20 protein-coding genes are annotated in these 19494 nt (G+C 72.7%); 8 read left to right on the top strand and 12 right to left on the bottom strand.

Annotated features, from left to right (window positions below; translation table 11 throughout):
- Positions 1-20: 20 nt before the first annotated feature.
- Together ABEA43_RS37515 and ABEA43_RS37510 are read left to right on the top strand one after the other, a co-directional pair.
- Positions 21-1232 carry a cytochrome P450 gene (locus tag ABEA43_RS37515; protein ID WP_345569503.1) on the top strand — a complete coding sequence of 404 codons (1212 nt, stop codon included), beginning with the start codon at positions 21-23 and terminating at the stop codon, positions 1230-1232.
- 71 nt (positions 1233-1303) lie between these two features.
- Positions 1304-1990: a nucleoside/nucleotide kinase family protein gene (locus ABEA43_RS37510; RefSeq protein WP_345569501.1), complete on the top strand. Its 687-nt coding sequence runs from the start codon at positions 1304-1306 to the stop codon at positions 1988-1990.
- Positions 1991-2050: 60 nt separating this feature from the next.
- Here ABEA43_RS37510 and ABEA43_RS37505 read toward each other — a convergent pair whose 3' ends face one another.
- Complete coding sequence (locus tag ABEA43_RS37505; protein WP_345569499.1) at positions 2051-3229, bottom strand: AI-2E family transporter; 1179 nt, start codon at positions 3227-3229, stop codon at positions 2051-2053.
- Between the two features lie 139 nt (positions 3230-3368).
- Between ABEA43_RS37505 and ABEA43_RS37500 the strand changes: the two genes are divergently transcribed.
- Positions 3369-4343: a zinc-binding dehydrogenase gene (locus tag ABEA43_RS37500; RefSeq protein ID WP_345569497.1), complete on the top strand. Its 975-nt coding sequence runs from the start codon at positions 3369-3371 to the stop codon at positions 4341-4343.
- A gap of 46 nt (positions 4344-4389) precedes the next feature.
- Here the strand turns inward: ABEA43_RS37500 and ABEA43_RS37495 are convergent, their stop codons facing one another.
- On the bottom strand, positions 4390-5280 hold the full coding sequence (locus ABEA43_RS37495; protein WP_345569495.1) for a diacylglycerol/lipid kinase family protein: 891 nt from the start codon (positions 5278-5280) through the stop codon (positions 4390-4392).
- A 98-nt stretch (positions 5281-5378) separates the two neighbouring features.
- On the opposite strand from ABEA43_RS37495, the gene ABEA43_RS37490 reads away from it, so the two are divergent.
- Complete coding sequence (locus ABEA43_RS37490; RefSeq protein ID WP_345569493.1) at positions 5379-6119, top strand: phosphatase PAP2 family protein; 741 nt, start codon at positions 5379-5381, stop codon at positions 6117-6119.
- Between the two features lie 43 nt (positions 6120-6162).
- A complete protein-coding gene (locus ABEA43_RS37485; RefSeq protein WP_345569491.1) occupies positions 6163-6792 on the top strand; it encodes a phosphatase PAP2 family protein in 630 nt (209 codons plus the stop codon).
- An 84-nt stretch (positions 6793-6876) separates the two neighbouring features.
- Here the strand turns inward: ABEA43_RS37485 and ABEA43_RS37480 are convergent, their stop codons facing one another.
- Together ABEA43_RS37480 and ABEA43_RS37475 are read right to left on the bottom strand one after the other, a co-directional pair.
- Positions 6877-7668, bottom strand: a complete 792-nt coding sequence (locus ABEA43_RS37480; protein ID WP_345569489.1) for a DUF1206 domain-containing protein — start codon at positions 7666-7668, stop codon at positions 6877-6879.
- 101 nt (positions 7669-7769) lie between these two features.
- Positions 7770-8651, bottom strand: a complete 882-nt coding sequence (locus tag ABEA43_RS37475) for a DNA-3-methyladenine glycosylase family protein (RefSeq protein WP_345569487.1) — start codon at positions 8649-8651, stop codon at positions 7770-7772.
- A gap of 208 nt (positions 8652-8859) precedes the next feature.
- On the opposite strand from ABEA43_RS37475, the gene ABEA43_RS37470 reads away from it, so the two are divergent.
- Both ABEA43_RS37470 and ABEA43_RS37465 read left to right on the top strand, forming a co-directional pair.
- Positions 8860-12546, top strand: coding sequence for a S8 family serine peptidase (locus ABEA43_RS37470; RefSeq protein ID WP_345569485.1), 3687 nt, complete (start codon positions 8860-8862; stop codon positions 12544-12546).
- Positions 12547-12673: 127 nt separating this feature from the next.
- Positions 12674-13012: a hypothetical protein gene (locus tag ABEA43_RS37465; protein WP_345569484.1), complete on the top strand. Its 339-nt coding sequence runs from the start codon at positions 12674-12676 to the stop codon at positions 13010-13012.
- A gap of 7 nt (positions 13013-13019) precedes the next feature.
- On the opposite strand, the gene ABEA43_RS37460 is transcribed toward ABEA43_RS37465, so the two are convergent.
- The 7 genes from ABEA43_RS37460 to ABEA43_RS37430 form a co-directional block, all read right to left on the bottom strand.
- On the bottom strand, positions 13020-13850 hold the full coding sequence (locus tag ABEA43_RS37460) for an ABC transporter permease (protein ID WP_345569482.1): 831 nt from the start codon (positions 13848-13850) through the stop codon (positions 13020-13022).
- On the bottom strand, positions 13850-14716 hold the full coding sequence (locus ABEA43_RS37455; protein WP_345569480.1) for an ABC transporter permease: 867 nt from the start codon (positions 14714-14716) through the stop codon (positions 13850-13852). Before ABEA43_RS37455 ends, ABEA43_RS37460 begins: the two co-directional genes overlap by 1 nt.
- Positions 14713-15111 (bottom strand): AAA family ATPase, encoded by a 399-nt coding sequence (locus ABEA43_RS37450; RefSeq protein WP_345569616.1) that lies wholly within the window; start codon positions 15109-15111, stop codon positions 14713-14715. The genes ABEA43_RS37455 and ABEA43_RS37450 overlap by 4 nt, the downstream gene beginning before the upstream one ends.
- A complete protein-coding gene (locus tag ABEA43_RS37445; RefSeq protein ID WP_345569479.1) occupies positions 14994-15440 on the bottom strand; it encodes an ATP-binding cassette domain-containing protein in 447 nt (148 codons plus the stop codon). Before ABEA43_RS37445 ends, ABEA43_RS37450 begins: the two co-directional genes overlap by 118 nt.
- 63 nt (positions 15441-15503) lie before the next feature.
- Entirely contained in the window at positions 15504-16181 is a 678-nt protein-coding gene (locus ABEA43_RS37440) for a response regulator transcription factor (protein ID WP_345569477.1), read from the bottom strand.
- Positions 16174-17379, bottom strand: a complete 1206-nt coding sequence (locus tag ABEA43_RS37435; RefSeq protein ID WP_345569475.1) for a sensor histidine kinase — start codon at positions 17377-17379, stop codon at positions 16174-16176. Before ABEA43_RS37435 ends, ABEA43_RS37440 begins: the two co-directional genes overlap by 8 nt.
- An 80-nt stretch (positions 17380-17459) precedes the next feature.
- Complete coding sequence (locus tag ABEA43_RS37430) at positions 17460-18158, bottom strand: SDR family oxidoreductase (RefSeq protein ID WP_345569473.1); 699 nt, start codon at positions 18156-18158, stop codon at positions 17460-17462.
- Between the two features lie 172 nt (positions 18159-18330).
- Between ABEA43_RS37430 and ABEA43_RS37425 the strand changes: the two genes are divergently transcribed.
- On the top strand, positions 18331-18684 hold the full coding sequence (locus ABEA43_RS37425; protein ID WP_345569471.1) for an antitoxin: 354 nt from the start codon (positions 18331-18333) through the stop codon (positions 18682-18684).
- Between the two features lie 3 nt (positions 18685-18687).
- Here ABEA43_RS37425 and ABEA43_RS37420 read toward each other — a convergent pair whose 3' ends face one another.
- Positions 18688-19488, bottom strand: a complete 801-nt coding sequence (locus ABEA43_RS37420) for an MBL fold metallo-hydrolase (RefSeq protein WP_345569469.1) — start codon at positions 19486-19488, stop codon at positions 18688-18690.
- Positions 19489-19494: the final 6 nt, after the last annotated feature.

The following is a 19494-nucleotide window of genomic DNA, read 5'->3' as shown; positions in this document are numbered from 1 at the left end:
ATCGACGAGAGCCGAAGGTCATGACCTCACCCAGCGTCTTCGAGCAGATCCTCGACCCCGCGCGCCGCGCCGACCCGTATCCGCTCTTCGACGAGCTCCGCAAGACGCCGGTGGCGCGGCAGGAGGACGGCACGTACGTGGTGAGCACGTACCGGGAGATCGTCGCGCTGCTGCACGACCCGCGGGTCAGCTCCGACCGCCGCAACCTCGCGACCGCGCCGCCGCAGGAGGAGCGCACGGTGTCGTTCATCGGGCTGGACCCGCCCGAGCACGACCGGCTGCGCCGCCTGACCATGCACCACTTCGGGCCCCCTCACTCGCCCGGCCTCATCGACGGGCTGCGCCCGGAGATGCTCGCCATCACCACGGGGCTGATCGACGGCATCGCGGGCAAGCGGCAGGCCGACGTCGTCGACGAGGTCGCCTACCCGCTGCCCGTCGCGGTGATCTGCCGGTTGCTCGGCGTGCCCCAGGAGGACGAGCCGCAGTTCCACGCCTGGGCCGACCAGATCATCGAGACGCTCGGCCCGGGCGAGGAGGACCGGGCGGAACGCGAGCGGCTGCGCCAGGCCACCGGGCTGGAGCTGGAGCGCTATCTCGCCGGGCTGGCCGAGGTCCGGCGCGGGCAGCCGGGCGAAGACCTGCTGTCCGGGCTGATCACCTATCACGGCCCCGACGGGGCCATGACGCCGCAGGAGGTCGTCGCGACCTCCGTGCTGCTGCTGATCGCCGGCCATGAGACCACGATCAACCTGATCGCCAACGGCATGCTCACGTTCCTGCGCCACCCGGACCTGCTGGAACGGGTCCGCACCGACCCCGGTCTGATCATTCCCGCCGTCGAGGAGCTGCTGCGCTACGAGCCGCCCGTGCAGCTCGTGTCCTCGCGGATCGCCCTCGACGACATCACCATCGCGGGCACCACCATTCCGGCCGGCTCGCCCATCGTCCTCGCCCTGGCCGCGGGCAGCCGTGACCCCGCCCACCTGGCCGACCCCGGCCGGTTCGCGCTCGACCGCCCGCGCAACGAGCACCTGGGCTTCGGCGGCGGCGTCCACTACTGCTTCGGCGCGCCGCTGGCCAGGCTCGAAGCCCAGATCGTGCTGTCGGAGCTGATCCGCAGGCTGCGCAACCCCCGGCTCGTCACCGACCCGCCGCCCTACCGGCCGAGCGCCGTCCTGCGGGGGCCGCGCCACCTGCTGGTCGACTACGACGGCGTCGCGGACGGCTGACCCCTGGCGCGGATCTGGCCGCCCACGGCATCGTTACGCTGTGACGCGGCCCACCCGATCCGAGGAGCACCTTGAGCCACTGCGACGTCCCCAACCCCCTGGACCTGACGGGGGAGCACCTCGTCGAGCGCGTGCGCGGGCTCGCCGCGGCCGGCGAGCGGGTCGTGCTGGGCATCGCGGGGTGCCCGGGCGCGGGCAAGTCCACGCTGGCCGGCTGGCTGGCCGGTCGGCTCACCGCGGCCGGGCTGCCGGCCGTGTGGGTGCCGATGGACGGCTTCCACCTGGCCGACGTCGAGCTCGAACGGCTCGGGTGGCGCCGGCGCAAGGGCGCCATCGACACCTTCGACGCCCACGGCTACCTCGCGCTCCTGCGCCGCGTCCGCGCCGAGACCGCGAACATCGTCTACGCGCCGTCCTTCGACCGCGAGATCGAGCAGCCGATCGCGGGCGCCATCCCGGTCCCGCCGGACGCGCGGGTCGTCGTCAGCGAGGGCAACTACCTCCTGGCCGCCGACGGGCCGTGGCGGCAGGTGCGCGCGGCCATGACCGAGGTCTGGTACGCCGACCTCGACGACCGCGTCCGCCTGGACCGCCTCGTCAAGCGGCACGTCCAGTTCGGCAAGGCCCCCGGCGAGGCCGTCCGCTGGGTCGCGGAGGTGGACGAGCCCAACGCCGTCGCCATCCGGGCCACCCGCGAGAGCGCCGACCTGCTGGTGGACATCGGCGCGCTGCCGCTCAGCCCCGCACGTAGTTGCTGAGCTCGACGAGGTTGCCGTCGGGGTCGCGCCATGATCCCCTCAGCGGACCGGGGCCGGCGGTCAATTCCGCTCCTGCCGGGGCACCACCACCTCGGCCACGATGAGCTGGAGCGCGGCGGCGGCCGGGATGGCCAGCAGCGCGCCCACCACGCCCAGCAGCGTGCCGCCGATCAGGGCGGCGACGATGGTCGTGGCCGCGGGCACGTCCACCGAGGACTTCATCACCCTGGGCGCGATCCAGTAGTTCTCGACCTGCTGGTAGACGATGAAGAAGACCAGGGTGGCGATCGTGACCGGCAGGGAGACGAACAGCGCGCTCAGCGTCGCGATGGCCGCGCCGATGCCCGCGCCGATCAGCGGGATCAGGTCGGTGATGGCGACGATGATGGACAGCGGCAGCGCGTACGGCACGCCCGCGATCGACAGGAAGACGAACGAGGTCACCCCGGCGATCAGCGAGATGAGCAGGTTGCCCGCCACGTATCCGCCGACGCGGCGCAGGATCTCGTCCCCGAGCATCTGCACCCGGGGCCGCCGGGTCCTGGGGACCAGCCGGTAGCCCGTACGCGTGATGGAGGGCAGGGCGGCGAGGAAGTACAACGTCAGGATCAGCAGCGTGAGCGTGGTGAAGACGGCGCTGATGACGATGCTCGCGACGCCCAGGATCCCGCCGAACAGCTGCTGGCCGAGCTGGCCGCTGGTCAGGTACTGCGCGGCCTTCTCCAGCAGCCCGTAGCGCTGGTCGAGATCGCGGATCTGGGGGTTGCTCTGCAGCTGGGTGACGTAAGTGGGTAACTGCTTGACGAACTGGCCGGCCTGGTCCGACACGGCCGGCACGATGGCGAAGGCGAAGCCGGTGAAGAACGCGATGACCATCACGAACACCGCCGCGATCGCCAGCCGCCGGGGCACCCCCCGCCGGCACAGCCACTCCACGACGGGGTTCAGCCCGACCGCCAGGAACAGCGCCATCGAGATCACGATCAGCACGGAGCTGGCCGCGGTCAGCGACTGGACCAGCAGCCAGGCGCTCAGCACGCCGAGGGCGGCGGTGAAGCCGAAGGTGAAGGGCGTGCTGGAGAAGGGACGGCCGGGCCGCCCGAACGGCAGGCCGGGAGCCTCCCGGCGGCCGGGGGGATCACCTGGATCCTCCCGGTGGCGTGGCGGGTCGCCGGCGTCCTGGCGGTCATGAGGTTCGCCGGCGGCGGATGCCGTGGCATCGCTGCGGGTCTCGGGCACGGGGGGCTCCTTAGGTGGGTACACCTCCTCTGCCCTGCGCGATCGCTTCATATCCTGCGGCTCGGCTTGACCTCAAGTCTTGTTGAGGTTGCAAGCTGGCCACGGACATTGACGCGAAGGATTCGAGGGAGCAGGCGGCATGCGAGTGGTGCGAGTGACCCGGTTCGGCGGGCCCGAGGTGATCGAGGCCGGGCAGGCGCCGGAGCCGGTGGCGGGACCGGGCCAGGTCGTGGTCCGCGTCGAGGCAGCGGAGATCAACTTTGTCGAGACGCAGCTCCGGCGGGGTAGCACGCCCGGACCGCCGCTGCCCGAGACGCCCTACGTCCCGGGCGGCGGGGTGGCCGGGCGGGTGGCGGTGCTCGGCGCGGGCGTGGACGCCTCCTGGCAGGATCGGCGCGTGGTCACCCGCACGGTGGGGAATGGCGGCGGCAACGCCGAGCTGGCCGTCGCGGCGGCGGCCGATCTCATCGCGGTGCCGGACGGTCTGGGGCTCCCCGAGGCCGCCGCGCTGCTGAACGACGGCAGCACGGCGGTCGGCCTGATCGCGAACGCCGGGGTGCGGGCCGGGGACTGGGTGCTCGTCGAGGCGGCCTCCGGGGGCCTGGGCAGCCTGCTGGTGCAGCTCGCCCTCGCGGCCGGGGCACGCGTGGTGGCCGCCGCCGGGAGCGAGGCCAAGTTGGAGGTGGCCCGTGGCCTCGGCGCCGAGGCGGCCGTGGACTACGGGCGGCCCGGCTGGGCGAAGCAGGTGTGGGAGGCGACCGGCGGCACCGGGCCCACCGTGGTCTTCGACGGGGTCGGCGGGCGGATCGGGCGCGAGGCGTTCGAGGTGACGGCACGCGGGGGGCGCTTCTCCGTACACGGGGCCTCCAGCGGCCGGGCCACCACGATCGAGCCGGAGGAGGCCGCGCGCCGCGGCGTCACGGTGCTCGGGCTGGAGCAGCTCGGGGCCTTGGGCGCGGATCCGCGCGGCCGGACCGAGACGGCGCTGGCCGCCGCGGCGGCGGGCCGGATCAGGCCGGTCATCGGCCGCACGTTCCCGCTGGAGCAGGCGGCCGACGCGCACGCGGCCATGGAGGCCCGCGCCGTCCCAGGCAAAACCCTGCTGCTCCCCTGATCGCGGGGCCCGGCCGCAGGGGCGTGCTGAGCTTTGGGCCCGGCGCTTAAGGCTGGTCGTCGGGGGGCAGGCAGATCGTGAGCGCGCCCGGGACGGCCGCCGCCTTCAACCGGGTGGTGGCCGCCCGCTCGCCGCCGTCGAGCTCGTACGTCAGCGGCGCCCCGAACGTGGCCGACACCTTCCTGGCCCGGGTGATCCGGACGAACGGCGAGTCCTCCGACCGCCCCGTGGTCATCCGCCCCATCACCCTGGCCCACTGGATCGGCCCCTTGGCGGTCGAGACCCCGACGTCCAGCCAGCCGTCGTCCGGCCGGGCGTCGTCGAACGCCTCGATGCCGCCGGCGATCGTGCTCACGTTCCCCAGCAGCAGGCAGCTCGCCTGCCCCTCGAACCACGTCTCCCCGTCGACCTTGATCGTCATCGGCACCAGCGGCCCGCCGACGTGCCGGATGGCCGCCTTGACGTAGCTCAGCTTGCCGAGCCGCTTCTTGGACCGCCCGTCGGCGTCGGCGATCATCTCGGCCTCGAACCCGGCCCCCGCCATCACCGCGAAGTGCTCGCCGTTCAGCACCCCGAGATCCAGCTTCGCGTGCCGGCCGTGAAAGCCGATCCGCACCGCCTCATCGAGGTCGGTGGGGATGCCGAGGTTGCCGGCGAACAGGTTCGCGGTCCCCGCGGGCAGGATCGCCATCGGCACGCCCGAGTCGGCCAGCACGTCGGCGCACCGCTGCACCATGCCGTCCCCGCCCCACACGAACACCAGGTCCGCGCCTTCCTTGAGCGCCTGCCGGACCTTCTTGGGGGCCTTCTTGCTCTTGGGCACCTCGTACCAGAGCAGCTCGCCGATGTCCTCTTCGGTAATCAGCACACGCAGCCTGTCCAGGCCTGCGCCGAGAGTCTTCTTGCGGTGCGCGACAACCGCCACGGTGGGGGACATGCCTCCCGGACTACCCCCGGCCCCGGCTTTCAGGCAGGAATCAACGCCGCCTGACGGGGTAGCCGAGCGCAACCGTCCATCGAGGAAGGGCCGGAACTGTGAGGCGGCGACTGCTTGGAGCCCGTGCGAACCGCGACCGCAGCCTGGGGCTGCGCCTGACGATCGCCAGTGTCGCGGTGGCGCTCATCATGATCCCGTTCAGCCTGCTGCTGGTCGTGGCGAAGATGCCGGTCAACGAGCTGGACGCGCAGGTCGCCGCTGAGCTGCACGAATACGCGCTCGCCCACCCCGACGTGACCAGGCTGCTCATCGTGTGGACGGACCTGTTCGGGCCGTGGCCCTGGCGCATCGCGGTCATCGCGTACGCGGTCTGGCTGCTGCGCCACGGCGCGCCCCGGCTGGCCGTCTGGGCGGTCACCACCGTGACCGTGGGCGGGCTGCTGGGTCTCGCACTCAAGATCATCGTCGCCCGTGCGCGGCCGCACCTGCCCGACCCCGTCGCGCTCGCGCCGGGCGACTCCTTCCCGTCGGGTCACACGGTCAACGTGACGCTCGGCGCGGGCGTGATCGTGCTGCTCCTCCTGCCCAGACTGCCCCGGTGGGGGCGGCGGGTGGCGTGGGCGGTCGCGGCGTTCCTGGTGCTGTCGGTCGGCTACACCAGGATCGCGCTCGGCGTGCACTGGGTGAGCGACGTGGCGGCGGGCCTCGTCCTGGGGGCGGCGGTGATCGCCGCGACCGTGGCGGGATTCGAGACATGGCGGCGTGAGCAGGGCCGCAGGCCCGCCGCGCCGCTGGCCGAGGGATTGGAACCCGAGTCGGTGAAGGTGGGCCATGAGTAAGACAGAGCATGCCAGGTACTATGCGTTGACGATCTTATTACCGATGCTCCTGATGGCGGGGGTGACCTACGGCGCAGGCCTGCTGATCCTCGCCTGGCCCACCGGTGAGGCGGCCGTGAGCCGGGACCTGGCCGCCGACCGCACATCGTTGTGGAACACCTACACCGACTTCGGCAGCAGCCTGTCGGACACCCCGTACATCGTGGCGCTGACCGCGGTGGCCGCGATCGTGTTCAGGCTTGTGTACAAGCGCTGGCGGGAATCGATCTTCATGATCGCGGCCGTCTGGAGCCAGTCGCTCATCTTCCTGGCCACCACCACGCCCGTCGGACGGCATCGGCCGCCGGTGCAGCACATCGACCCGGCCCCGCCGACCTCCAGCTTCCCGTCGGGGCACGTGAGCGCGGCCGTCGCGTTCTACTGCGGGCTCGCGCTCGTCCTGACCACGCACGTCCGCAACAGGGCACTCCAGGTGGTGATCTGGGTGCTCGCCGTCGGGGCGCCGCTCGTGGTCGCGTTCTCCCGGCTGTATCGCGGCATGCACTTCCTCAGCGACGTCATGTGGGGCCTGCTGCTGGGGGCCGGCTGCGTGGTGATGGCCGCTCGGGCGATCCTGTACCGGCGCGAGAAGCAGCGCCGGCCGCAGGTGCCCGAGCTGGTCAAGCGGGCCTAGCCAGGGCTCGGACACGCCGAGAGCCCGAGCCCGCGTTCTGTGGGCTCGGGCTCTCGGCGCTGTCAGCTGGGGTTCGGCTCGGGCTCAGGTACGCCGCCAGCGGGCCTCGCCCAGGCAGTAGACGGCGAACAGCAGCAGCCCGAGCGCCACCACCGCCAGCAGCCAGGGCCCCGCGGGAGTGTCGGCGAACGCCCTGAGCGTCGCGTCGATGCCCCCGGCCTTGTCGGGGTCGAAGGTGACGGCCGCCTGGATCACGAAGACGCCGGCCAGCGCGGCGATCACCCCGCGGGCGAGGTAGCCGGCCAGCCCGAGCCGGTCCATCACCTTGCCTGCCTGCGGCGGCATCGGCCTGAGCTGCTTGCGGAACTCCTTCTTGATCCCGTACCGGATCCAGTAGACGCCGAGCGCGATGATGCCGAGCCCGACCGCGCCCACGATGATCTGACCGGCGGGCAGGTCGAGCAGCATGCCCGTCACGTTCTGGGACCGCTGGTCGTCGGAGGCGGTCTTGCCGGACAGCAGCATGGTCAGCAGCGCGGCGAAGATGAACGCGTACACCACGACCCGGGCGCCGGGCTCGACCCGGTCCTTGAGCCGATGGGCTCCGAAGATCGCCTCACAGGCCTGCCACACGGTCAGCGCGGCGAACCCCACGACCATGATCCATAAGATCACGGCTCCGAACGGCAGGGCCGCGACCGTGGTGATCGCGCCGTTCTTGTCGGCCTGCTGCCCGCCGTCGCCGAACGCGATCTGGATCGCCAGCACGCCGATCAGCCCGTAGAGCACCCCGCGGCAAACCAGCCCGACCCGCGCAAGCTTGTCCATCGCCGGACTGTCCGCCGCCCGGCGGGCGACGGCCTCAGCTTCACTCATGGTTTCTCCCGAGAGTCGCGAAAGACCCTCGAACTGCCCAGGATCGCTCGCTCTAGGCGTGCGCCCGATGCGATCAGCCCTCGTGGACCGCCGAAGCCCGGCTAGTCGTCGGCGACGCCGTAGCCGGAGGCGCGGAAGAGGAAGGAGGCCCAGGAGCGGTAGGGCCGCCACGCCTCGGCCAGCTTCCGGTACGCGGACGGCGGCGCGTCCTCGGGCAGCCCGTACGCCTCGCGCAGGATTCCGAACAGGCGCGGCTCGTCGCCGGGGAACGCGTCCGGCGCGCCCGCGCCACGGATCAGGATCAACCCCGCGGAGAACGGCCCCACCCCGGGCAGGGCGCGCAGCTCGGCCAGGGCGTCCACCGGATCGAGCGAGCGCAGGTGCTCGGTGGTCAGCACGCCGTCGAGCGCCGCCTGAGCCAGCCCGCGCAGCCACTCCTCCTTCTGCGCGGGCAGCCCGAGCCCGCCGGCCTCGACCAGCGAAACAGGCGGCGGGAAGGCCGGGTAGGTCTGCCCGTCCACGGTGACCCGGGCGCCGTACCGCTCCGCGATGCGCTGCTTGATCCTGGACGCGATGAGCATCGACGACCGCTGCACGATCACCGCCCAGCACGCCGCCTCCCACGGGCTCCAGAAGCACACCGGCCGCAGCCCCGGGCTGCGCCGCTGCAGGTCGCCGAGCACCGGATCGGCCTCGCCGAGCTTGGCGAAGCCGGCTCCGTCGACGTCGAGGGAGAGGATCCGCGCCACCTCGCCCCGGATCCCCGGCCCCGCGGCCCTGGTGGTGGCGACCGAGACCCCGCCCGGCTCGCCAGTCACGGTCACGCCGATCGGCAGCCAGTCGGACTCCGCGCTGTAGGCGAAGCGCAGCGCCTTCCCGTCGGAGGGCAGCGCGCTGGTGGCCGGCCAGTCTTCGACGAAGCGCAGCGAGGCGCCGAAGTCGAACGGGCCCTCGGCGGTGAGCGTGAATCCGTGCGTGGTCATGCGCGTATCGTAAGAGGCCGCTCCGACAGATCGGCACCCGCCCAGCCCGCGTCCGAGGTGCGGCGGGCGTGAGTTCGCGGGTGGCGGAAACATGCCGTGGCGGCTCTCCGCCGGTAACACCTCTTGGGGTGAAATACGCCTTTCCTGACAATTTGTCCTGCGCGGTGTGGATGATCAACCGCGTGGAGCAAAGGGAGGAACCCCAAAGATGCGACCACTTTTCCGTGTCGTCGCAGCGACCACCGGCGCGGCCGTACTCGCTTTCGGGCCGGCCGTACCCGCAGGAGCTGCAGCGGGAGATCCACCCGCCGGACCGACGACCCAGCAGCCGCCGCCGGTCACGCACACGCTTACGCTGGTCACCGGCGACGTCATAGAGGTGCAGACCTACGCCGACGGCCGCCAGGTCGCCAGCCCCCGACCGGCCCCGGGCCGCGCGCAGCCCGCGTTCAAGAGCATCGACCGGCGCGGCGACCTGTACGTGATCCCGGACACGGCCCGCCCGCTGCTGGCCGCGAACCGGCTGGACCAGGAGCTGTTCAACGTCACCACGCTCATCGAGGCCGGCTTCGACGACGCGCACCGCCCCGCGCTGCCGCTGATCGTCAGCTACGGCGCGGCCGCCCGGCGGACGCTCGCCGCTCAGCCGGTGCCCGAAGGCGCCCGCAGGACGCGGGTGCTGGCCAGCGCGAACGCCGCCGCCGTCGAGCGCACCCCCGCGCAGGCCGCGGCGTTCTGGACCGCGCTGAGCTCGGCCGCCCCCAAGGCAGCGGCTTCCGGCACGTACGAGAAAGTGTGGCTGGACCGTCCCGTACGCGCCACGCTGGAGACCAGCGTGCCCCAGATCGGCGCCCCGTCCGCGTGGCAGGCGGGCTACGACGGCAAGGGCGTGAAGGTGGCCGTGCTCGACACCGGCGCCGACGCCGCCCACCCCGACCTCGCAGGCCGCATCACCGAGAGCGTCAACTTCTCCGACGCCGCCGACACGGTGGACCGCAACGGTCACGGCACGCACGTCGCCGCCACCATCGCGGGCAGCGGCGCCGCCGACGCGGGGAAGCGCAAGGGCGTCGCGCCCGGCGCCGAGTTATACGTCGGCAAGGTCCTCGGCGACACGGGCGCCGGCTACCTGTCCTGGATCGTCGCCGGGATGGAGTGGGCGGCGGCCCAGAAGGTGGACGTCGTCAGCATGAGCCTGGGCACCGACGACCCCTCCGACGGCCAGGACCCGCTGAGCCAGGCGCTGAACACCCTGTCCGGCGAGTCCGGCGCGCTGTTCGTGGTCGCGGCGGGCAACGCGGGCCCCGACACGGGGACCGTCTCCTCGCCGGGCGCCGCCGCCGCCGCGCTCACCGTCGGCGCGGTCAGCAAGCGGGACGAGCTGGCCTCCTTCTCCTCGCGCGGCCCCCGGCTCGGCGACGACGCGCTCAAGCCGGAGATCAGCGCGCCGGGCGTGGCCATCGTGGCCGCCCGCGCGGCGGGCACGTCGATCGGCACCCCGATCGACGACCGCTACAGCTCGCTGAACGGCACCTCCATGGCCACCCCGCACGTGTCGGGCGCGGCGGCGCTGCTCGCCCAGCGCCACCCTGACTGGGGTGCCCAGCAGCTCAAGGCCGCCCTGGTCAGCACGGCCAAGCCGGTGGCGGGCGACCTCGACGCGATCGGCGCGGGCCGCGTGGACGCGGGGCGGGCGGTCGCCCAGCAGGTGTACGCCAGCCCGGCCACGATCAGCCGGCCCACCGTTGCGGCCGACGGCGAGGCGGGCACCTCGGCCGTCGAGATCGTCAACGCCGGCGACGCGGCCGTGGCCCTCGACCTGGCACTCGACGTACGCGACAGGAACGGTGAGCCGGCCCCCGCGGGCATGTTCACCCTCCCCGCGAACCGGGCGGAGGTCCCGGCCGGCGGCAAGGCGCAGGTCGCCGTGGCCGTGGACCCGTCCAAGGGCTCACGGGGCCGCTACACCGGACGCCTGCGCGCCACGGCGGCGGGAGTCGAGGTGACGGTCGCGATCGTGCAGAGCATCAGCGCGACCAGGCACCGCGTCGAGATCCCGGTCACCTACCGGGACGGCGGCGCGCCCGGCGCCGAGTCGGGCGTGGACGTGCTCGACCTGGACACCGGGGAGTTCTACGACCTGGAGGTGCCCGAGGACGGCAAGCTCGCCGCCGACCTGCCCGAAGGCCGGTACTCGATGATGGCCACCCTGTTCGAGCGCAGGCAGGAGAGCGTGCACTCGGCCGAGGTCGTCTTCGCCGGCGACCCCGACGTGCGGATCACCGGCCCGGCCACGGTGCCGATCGACGCGCGCCGCGCGAACCGGGTCCGTCTGGAGACGGCGAAGCGGGTGGACCACTCGCAGCTCACCATCGGCCACGTCCGGTACGGCGACGCGCCCGGCCTGCACTCGTCGTGGATGCTGACCCCGGCCACCGAGCGCGCCTATCTCACGCCCATGCCGAAGGCGGAGACCGGCGTGTTCGAGATGTACCACCATTGGGACCTGTACCAGCCGATCGCCACCGCCACGGCGGGCGGCAAGGACCTGCGGCTGGTGCACATGGACTACGGGCCCAGGTTCGACGGGCGGCGTGACCTGCGGGTCTACGACGGCGGCAGCCGTACGGACTTCACCGGCATCGACCTGTCGGGCAAGCTGGCGCTGCTGACCTACCGGCCGGGGGCGGACATGTTCCCCGCCATCGAGAGCGCGGCCGCGGCCGGCGCCTCCGTCGTCGTGCTGGCGCTGAACGAGCGCCCCGGCGCCCTGTCGTACTGGGGGAGCGGGCTGGCGGTGCCCGCGTTCACCACGGGTTACGACGAGGCCGCCGCGCTGCGCAAGGCGGGCCGGGCGTGGCTGGAGGGCACGTCGGTGAGCCCGTACTGGTACGACGTGCTGCGCTGGCACGACGGCGTGCCGCGCGACCTGCGGTACGAGGTCTCGCCGCGGACCATGGCGCGCATCGACGCGAGCTACCACGGCACCTCCGGCGAGGCCGGCTACGGCACGCGTGCCAGCTTCCGTCCCAAGGTCGGCGGCATGATGATCAAGCCGTCGCCGATCACCGGCGCCATGGAACGGGAGGAGTGGACGACGCCCGGCGACCTGGTCGTGCGGACCAGGTTCCAGCGCTCGGTGGAGGGGGCCGAGCTGATCAGCGGCGACCGTGCCTACCGGGCGGGTCAGCGGACCGGCGAGCACTGGTTCGCGCCCGGCGGGCCGGGACAGCCGCGCAACCTGTCCAGCGCCTACTCCGAGTACGGCCTGCCCGCCCAGCGCACCGGGGACGAGCTGCGGATGATGACGCCGGCGTTCGGCGACTCCGATCCCGGCCATTTCGGTTTCGTCTACGGCCCGGCGGACACGGCGTCGTACCGGCTGTTCCGCGGGGAGGAGCTGATCGGCTCCGGCGGTGAGCTGTACAACAAGGTGTTCGCCGTCCCCGCCGAGCGGGCGTCCTACCGGCTGGAACAGCGCGCCGAGCGGACCGCCGCCTGGTGGGGCACGGCCACGAAGACGGAGACGGCCTGGACGTTCTCCTCGGCGCACACCGCCGAGCGGGACGTGCTGCCGCTGCTCACGATCGACTACGACCTCGGCGTCGATCTCCGCAACGCCGTCTCCGCGCGGGGGCGGCACACGTTCGAGCTCGGCGTCCGGGCGCCCACCGGGGCCGCGCCGGTCAAGATCGCTGGGGCTACGGCGCAGGTCTCGTACGACGACGGCGTGACCTGGGCCGAGGCCGAGGTGGACCGGCGGGGCAACGGGACCTACCGGGTCCGGGTCCAGCACAAGGGGCACGGCGGGCATGTGTCCCTGAAGGTGGCCGCCTGGGACACGTCGGGCGACAAGGTCGAGCAGACGGTGACCAGGGCGTTCGCGCTGAAGTGACCGCACGAGGGCTCCGCGTTCTCGCGACGCGGAGCCCTCCACTGTTCGTAACTATGCAACTACAGAGCGTGGCCTTAGGGTGGGGTGCTGTCCGAAGTCTTCTTCCCGACGAAGGGAATTCCCCGCCATGCGCGCTCGTTCCGCCGTACTCGCCGCCGGCTCCCTGGCCCTGGTCATGTCGCTGTGCGCTCCCGCCCAGGCCGCGACCGGCACCTTCACCTACCGCTACCGCGACCTCGACGGTGACCTGCGGATCGGCGGGTTCGTCAACCCGGAGAGCAGGGAGTGCATCAACCTGTCCGAGCTCCGCGGCACCGGCGGCAGCGCTCACACGCCGCGCAACGACACTGACTCCACGGTCACCGTCTTCACGGGCTTCAACTGCAAGGGCGACTACTACTCCCTGCGCCCCGACGGCGGCCGGGCCTCCGAGCGCCTGCTGCTCAAGTCGGCCGTCTTCTCCTGACCGGAGCCTAGGCGTCTCTTCTCACGAAGAGCGCCACGGCGGCGGACAGTGCCGATGCCAGCCACGCGGCGAGGGTGAGCGCGCCTTCGACGGGGGTGAGGCCCTGCGCCAGCGCGGGACCGACCGCGTACATGCGCATCCCCGCGTGGCTGGGCAGGTGGTCCGCCAGCGTGGTGAGGCCCGCCAGCAGGGGTGGCACGACCAGGACGATCGCCAGCGCGCTCACCAGGGCCGCGATGAGGTCGCGGACCAGGGCGGCGACGGCGTAGCCGAGCAGCCCGATCAGCACCAGGTACGCGCCCGCGCCCCACAGCGCCCCGGCGTGCTCCCCTGCCCAGCTCATCCCCGGCACCAGGCGGGCCGCCAGCAGGGGCACGCCGATGGCCGGCAGCGCGGTCAGCGACGCGACCACCACGTAGGCGACCGCCTTCCCGGCCATGAGCAGTGTGCGGCCGGGGACGGCGGTCAGCGTGGTGCGGATCTGGCTGCCGCCGTACTCGGTGGCGACGGCCAGGATGCCGAGCACGATGAGCCCGATCTGCCCGTACTCGATCGTGCGCAGCACGGACTCGGCCGCCGAGGCTGAGCCGCCGAGCCGGTCACGGCCGGAGGCGAAGGCGACGGCCAGGACGGTCGTGCCGGCCACGGTCGAGGCGACGGTGATCAGCGTGGCGGGCAGGGTGCGGAGCTTGACGAGCTCCGCGGCGACGGCGTTCAGGAAGACGGTGCGCAGGGAGACGGAGCCCGGAGCGTCGGCGTTCGGAGCGCCGCCAGGCGTCCGGGGGACGGGGCCTGGGGTGCCGGCGTTCCGGGCGCCGCCGGGCGTCGCGGCGGTCATCAGACGTCCCGCCGGGTGAAGGCGACCGTGGCGACGGCGAGCAGCCCAGCGGCCCACGCGGCCATCACCAGGCCGCCGGGCACCGGATCCAGCATGCCCTCGGTGGGCTCGAACACCCCCAGCATCCCCGCCCCCGCCACGTCGGGCAGGTAGTTCGCCACCGGGGTCAGCCTGGTCAGCAGGAAGGTGACCGACACCACCGTGAGGTTGGCGATGAACGCGATCAGCGGCAGGATGGCGCTGCGGGTCAGCACGGTGACGGCGAAGGCGAGCACCGACATGAGCACCCAATAGACGACGCCGCCCGCCGCCCGCCAGCCGAGTGCCGCCGCCACCTCGCCCAGCGGCTCCGCGTGCGGGCCGAGCAGCAGCTGCGACAGCAGGACCGTGGCCGGGATCGTGACGGCCGCGAACACGCCGGCGACGAGGAGCAGCGCGATCGTCTTGGCCGCGAGCAGCACGCCGCGCCGCGGGACGCACGCCAGGCTGGCCGGGAGCTGCCTGCCGCCGCCCACGTCCTTGCTGTTGGAGGCGTACTCGCTGCTGATGGCCACCACGCCCAGGATAATCGTGCCGATGGCGCCCATCGGGACGAGGTCGAAGCCGACCTCGGTCGGGGTGGTGTAGGCCAGCGCCGTGGGGTCGCCGGCGTCGAGCTTGCCCCGCATGGAGCCGGCCGACATGGCGGCGAAGCCGAGCGTGGCGGCGCCGCCCAGCGCGAGCGCTATCAGGGCCGAGGGCAGGGTGAGCAGCTTTCTGAGCTCGGCGGCGACGGCATTCACCAGGACGTTGCCCCCGCCGTTCCGCTCGGCGGCGCTCACGAGGTGCTCCGTGCGTCGCAGGGGGGTCCGCTCGGCGGCGCTCATGAGGTGCTCCGTGCGTCGTGGGCGGGGTGTGCTGCGGCGGTCAGGGCGAAGAACGCCTCCTCCAGCGAGGCGTACCCGGCGGTGACCTCGGCCAGCGGGCCCTTCGCGGCGATCCGGCCCGCGCTGATCACCACGAGGTCGTCCGCGGTCTCCGCCACCTCGCTCATCAGATGGCTGGAGACCAGCACGGTCCGCCCGGCCTGCGCGTGCTCCTTCAGCAGCCGCCTGATCCAGCGGATGCCGTCGGGGTCGAGGCCGTTGACCGGCTCGTCGAAGATCAGTACCTCGGGCTCGCCGAGCAGCGCCGCCGCGACGCCGAGCCGCTGCCCCATGCCCAGCGAGTACGTGCCGACGCGCTTGCCCGCGACCGCCGCCAGCCCCGCCTCCTCCAGCACCTCGCCCACGCGGCCGCGCGGGATGCCGTTGCTGCGGGCCACCCAGGACAAGTGCGACCGCGCGGTCCTGGAGCGGTGTGCGCCGCGCCTTCCAGCAGCGCGCCGACGGTTCGCAGCGGCTTCCTGAGCTCCCGGTACGCCCGGCCGCCGATGGTCGCGCGGCCCGAGTCGGCGCGGTCGAGGCCGAGCAGGATGCGCAAGGTGGATGATTTCCCCGCGCCGTTCGGGCCGAGGAACCCGGTCACGCGCCCGGGGACGGCGCTGAAACCGACGTCCTCCAGGGCCGGTTTTCCGCCGTGGCGCTTGGTGAGGCCAACGATTTCGATCATGACGTCCAGCGTTCCAAGCGGACCGCGCCGGGCGCATCGGCCAAAGGTTGACACCCCTGGCCGTCAGCCCCGCCCTTCCACGAAGCCGGACTCGTAGGCCAGGATGACGAGCTGCGTACGGTCCCGCACGCCGAGCTTGAGGAACAACCGGCTCAGGTACGTCTTGACCGTCGCCCGGCTGAGGAACAGCTCGGCGGCGATCTCCTCGTTCGACATCCCCTGGACGATGGCGCCCACGACCTCCCGCTCCCGCTCGGTCAGCGCGCCGAACGGCGAAGGGCCCTGCCACGCGCGGCCGCGCTCGCGGGCGTAGCCGGCGATCACGCGCCCGGTCACCTCGGGCGCGAGCATGGCGTCGCCGCCGTGGACGGTGTGGATCGCCCGCAGGATGTCCTCAGGGGAGGCGTTCTTCAGCAGGAACCCGGACGCGCCGGCCCGCAGCGCCTCGTAGACGTACTCGTCGAGGTCGAACGTCGTCAGCACGACGACCTTGGCCGCCGGCAGGCGCTCGCAGATGGCGCTCGTCGCCGCCAGGCCGTCCATGACCGGCATGCGGATGTCCATGAGGACGACCTCGGGCAGGAGCCGCGCCGCCGCCGCGACCGCCTCCCGGCCGTCGCGCGCCTCACCGGCGGTGACCAGCCCGGGGTCGCTGTCCACGAGCTCGCGCAGCGAGGTGCGCAGCAGGTCCTGGTCCTCGGCGATCAGTACGCCGATCCGCCCGGACGTGCGGTCACCCATGCGCTGCCGCCGGGATGCTCGCGCGTAACTCGAAGCCGCCCTGCGGGCCGGGCCCGGCGGTGAGCCGGCCGCCGAGCAGCTCCACCCGCTCACGCAGCCCGATCAGCCCGTGCCCGGACGCGTCCGGCTCCTGCGCCGCTACGCCCAGCCGGTAACCGGGCGCGTCCGGCTCCTGCGCCCCTTCGCCCAGCCCGTGTCCGGGCTCGTCCGATCGCCGTGCCCCTTTGCCGTCGTCCGTGACCGTGACCTGGACCTCGCCGCCGAGCCCGCATACGGTCACGGCGCAGCGCGCGCCGGGGGCGTGCCTGACCGCGTTCGTCAGCCCCTCCTGCACGATGCGGTAGACGGCCAGGCCGATGCCCGGTGGGAGGGCGTCGGCGCCGGTCACGGTCATGCGGACCGCGACGCCTCCCGTCCGCGCGTGCTCGGCCAGGGCGGGCAGGTCGCCGGTGCCCGGTTGCGGGCGGCGTCCGGCGCCCTCCTCGCCGACGCGGACGGCCCCCAGCGTGGCGCGCAGCTCGTCCAGCGCCTGCCGGCCGGTTGCCTCGATCTGTACCAGCCGGTCCCGCAGGTGGTCGGGGTTCCCGGCGCCCACCCGGGCCGCGACCCCGGCCGTCACCGCGATCGTGCCCAGGGAGTGGGAGACGACGTCGTGCACCTCGCGTGCCACGCGGAGCCGCTCCGCCACCACCGCGGCCTGCCGCTCCGCGCGCGTCGCGTGCTCGGCCTCCAGCACCGCCCGGCGCGTGGTGCCGCCCAGCAGCCAGGCGCCGGTCAGGGCGAGCAGGCTGAGCATGATGTTCCGCAGCGCGCCGCCCTGTCCGTCGGCGGTGCCCAGCAGGGCGAGCGCGAGAACGAACGTGCCGATCGACATCTTGACCACGGAAAGCGACCTGGGCGTGGCCCGCACCACGGCCACGGGATAGAGCGTCCACGCCGCCGCGATGAACGGATCGTTCGCCGCTTCCAGGATGAGGCCGGCGACGGTGACCGCGGTGACGACGCAGAACGCGGCGAGCGGCAGGCGGGAACGTAACAGCATCCCGCCGATCAGCAGCACGACCAGCCCGCCCGTCACGGGCGCGCCGAACCGGCCGTCCAAAGGCAGCCAGAACGCCAGTACGCACACCAGCGCCGCACCGGCGTCCAGACCGGCGGAGCTCAGCCGGTGCCGGGAGACGGATGAAGGCTCGGCCATCAGCCCACCCTAGCCCGCCCGCAGGCCCCCGCCCGCCCTGCTCGGCCCGCCCGTCGGTCCCGTTCGGGTGGGGTGGCGGGTCAGGGGCGGCCGTAGAAGAGGCTTGGGTCGGCGGACAGTGAGGCCTTGACCTTGGCGCTCCACTCGTCGACGACGACCTCCAGGTCACCCCCCTCGATCCCGTCCAGCGCGGCGCGCGTCACGTCGGCGGGATCGATCATGTCGCCCTCGTAGCCGGCCATCATGTCGGTGTCGGCCGCTCCCAGATGCAGGCCGGTGACCTGGGTGCCCTGGCTCCGGAGCTCGAGCCGGATGCCGTTGGTCAGGCTCCACTCGGCCGCCTTGGCCGCACTGTAGGCGTTGGCGCCGTCGTACGAGAACCAGGACAGCGCCGACAGCACGTTGAGTATCGCGCCGCCGCCGTTCGCGGCCAGGATGGGCGCGAAGGCGCGGACCATGCTCAGCGTGCCGTAGTAGTGGGTGTCCATCTCGAGGCGGATCCTGGCGAGGTCGCCGGTGATCAGGTTCGCGCCGGTGGAGATGCCGGCGTTGTTGATCAGCAGCGTGACGTCCTGCGCCGCCGCGGCCGCGGCGGACACCGAGGCCGGGTCGGTGATGTCGAGCCGCAGGACCTCCACACCGGGGAGGTCGGCGAGCTCCGGGTTGCGAGCCGTGGCGTAGACCTTCTTCGCACCCCGCTCCAGCAACTGCGTGGCGAACCGGCGGCCGATGCCGCGGTTCGCGCCGGTCACGAGGGCGATGGAGCCGGAAATCTGCATGGTGTTCCTCCTTGCGTGGTTCGTTCGAGGCAACGCTAAAACCTGACGTTGACGTGAAAGGCAAGGGTTGTGAGCGGAATCACTGCGGACACCGGTGGCTTGGCCCGGGTGGTCACATCATCCGGATATGCGCGGGTATGGGGCGATTAGCCGGAAGAACGGGGGAACCGTGATGAGCCGCATCGGGGAATGGCTGAAGAAGGCGGAGGACCTGGCCAGAGGCCACTCCAAGCAGGCCGACCAGATCCTGGACCGCGCCGAGCAGTACGCGAAGGAGCGTACCGGGCACAAGTACGACGACCAGATCGGCAAGGGCGTGGACGAGGTGCAGCGCCGCTACGGCGGTGGCGGCTCGGGCGCAGACCCCGCGAACCCCGCGAACCCCGCGAACCCCGCGAACCCCGCGAACCCCGCGAACCCCGCGAACCCTGCCACCGGTGCGAACCCCGCGACAGGTGCGGGCCCGGCGACGGGCGGCGAGCGGGCGCCCGAGCAGGAGCAGGAGCGGCGCGGGCCGCAGCAGTGACGCTCAGCCCTCGCCGGTGAACCGCAAGTAGCGCTCCGCCGAGCGGCGCACGGCCGCGGCGCCGTCCGTGTGGACGACGCGCTGCCACCACCCGCCATAAACCCGGTCGAACGCGTACGGCTCCAGCAACGACAGGGCACGCCGCACGACCTGCGGACGTTCGGGGATGAAGTTCGGGTAGCTATACATGAAGCTCACCCAGCGCCGATCCTGGACGACCGTGAGGATGTCACCGGAGAACAGGGCGCCCGCGCCGCGGGACCAGTGCAGGACCTGGCCGCCCGCGAAGTGGACGCCCGCGTTCACGAGCGTGAGGTCCTCAGCGATCCGGTGGGTCTCGCCTTCCCAGAACACCACCGCGTCGTCCGGCCTGGCCACCCATTCGCGGTCGGCGGCGTGCAGGTAGACGGGGGCGTCGAAGGCGTGCGCCCATTCGATCATGGAGCCGTAGAAGTGCGGGTGGCTGATGGCGATGGCCGACACCCCGCCCAGCTCCCGGACCTGGGCGAACAGATCGTCGTCCAGGTAGGACACCATGTCCCAGAGCACGTTGCCGGTCGGTGTGCGGACGAGGAGGGCACGCTGGCCGATGGCCGTGGGCGGGGCGGCGCCGATGCCCACGACGTCCGGCCCCTCCTCTTCCACGCGACCCCGGTGGCCCTCTGCCGCCAGCCCCGCCAGGGTGGTCCACTGCTGGCCGTGCCAGCCGACGTACTGGCGTTCGTCCTCGCAGATCGGGCAGTCCGGGCGGGGCTCGGCGTACTGGACGCCACAAGTGCGGCAGATGGGCAGATCGCTGGCCATTCGATC

This window comes from Nonomuraea rosea, from assembly GCF_039539705.1.
GTDB lineage: Bacteria > Actinomycetota > Actinomycetes > Streptosporangiales > Streptosporangiaceae > Nonomuraea > Nonomuraea rosea.
This window is presented reverse-complemented; position numbering and strand designations above follow the sequence as displayed.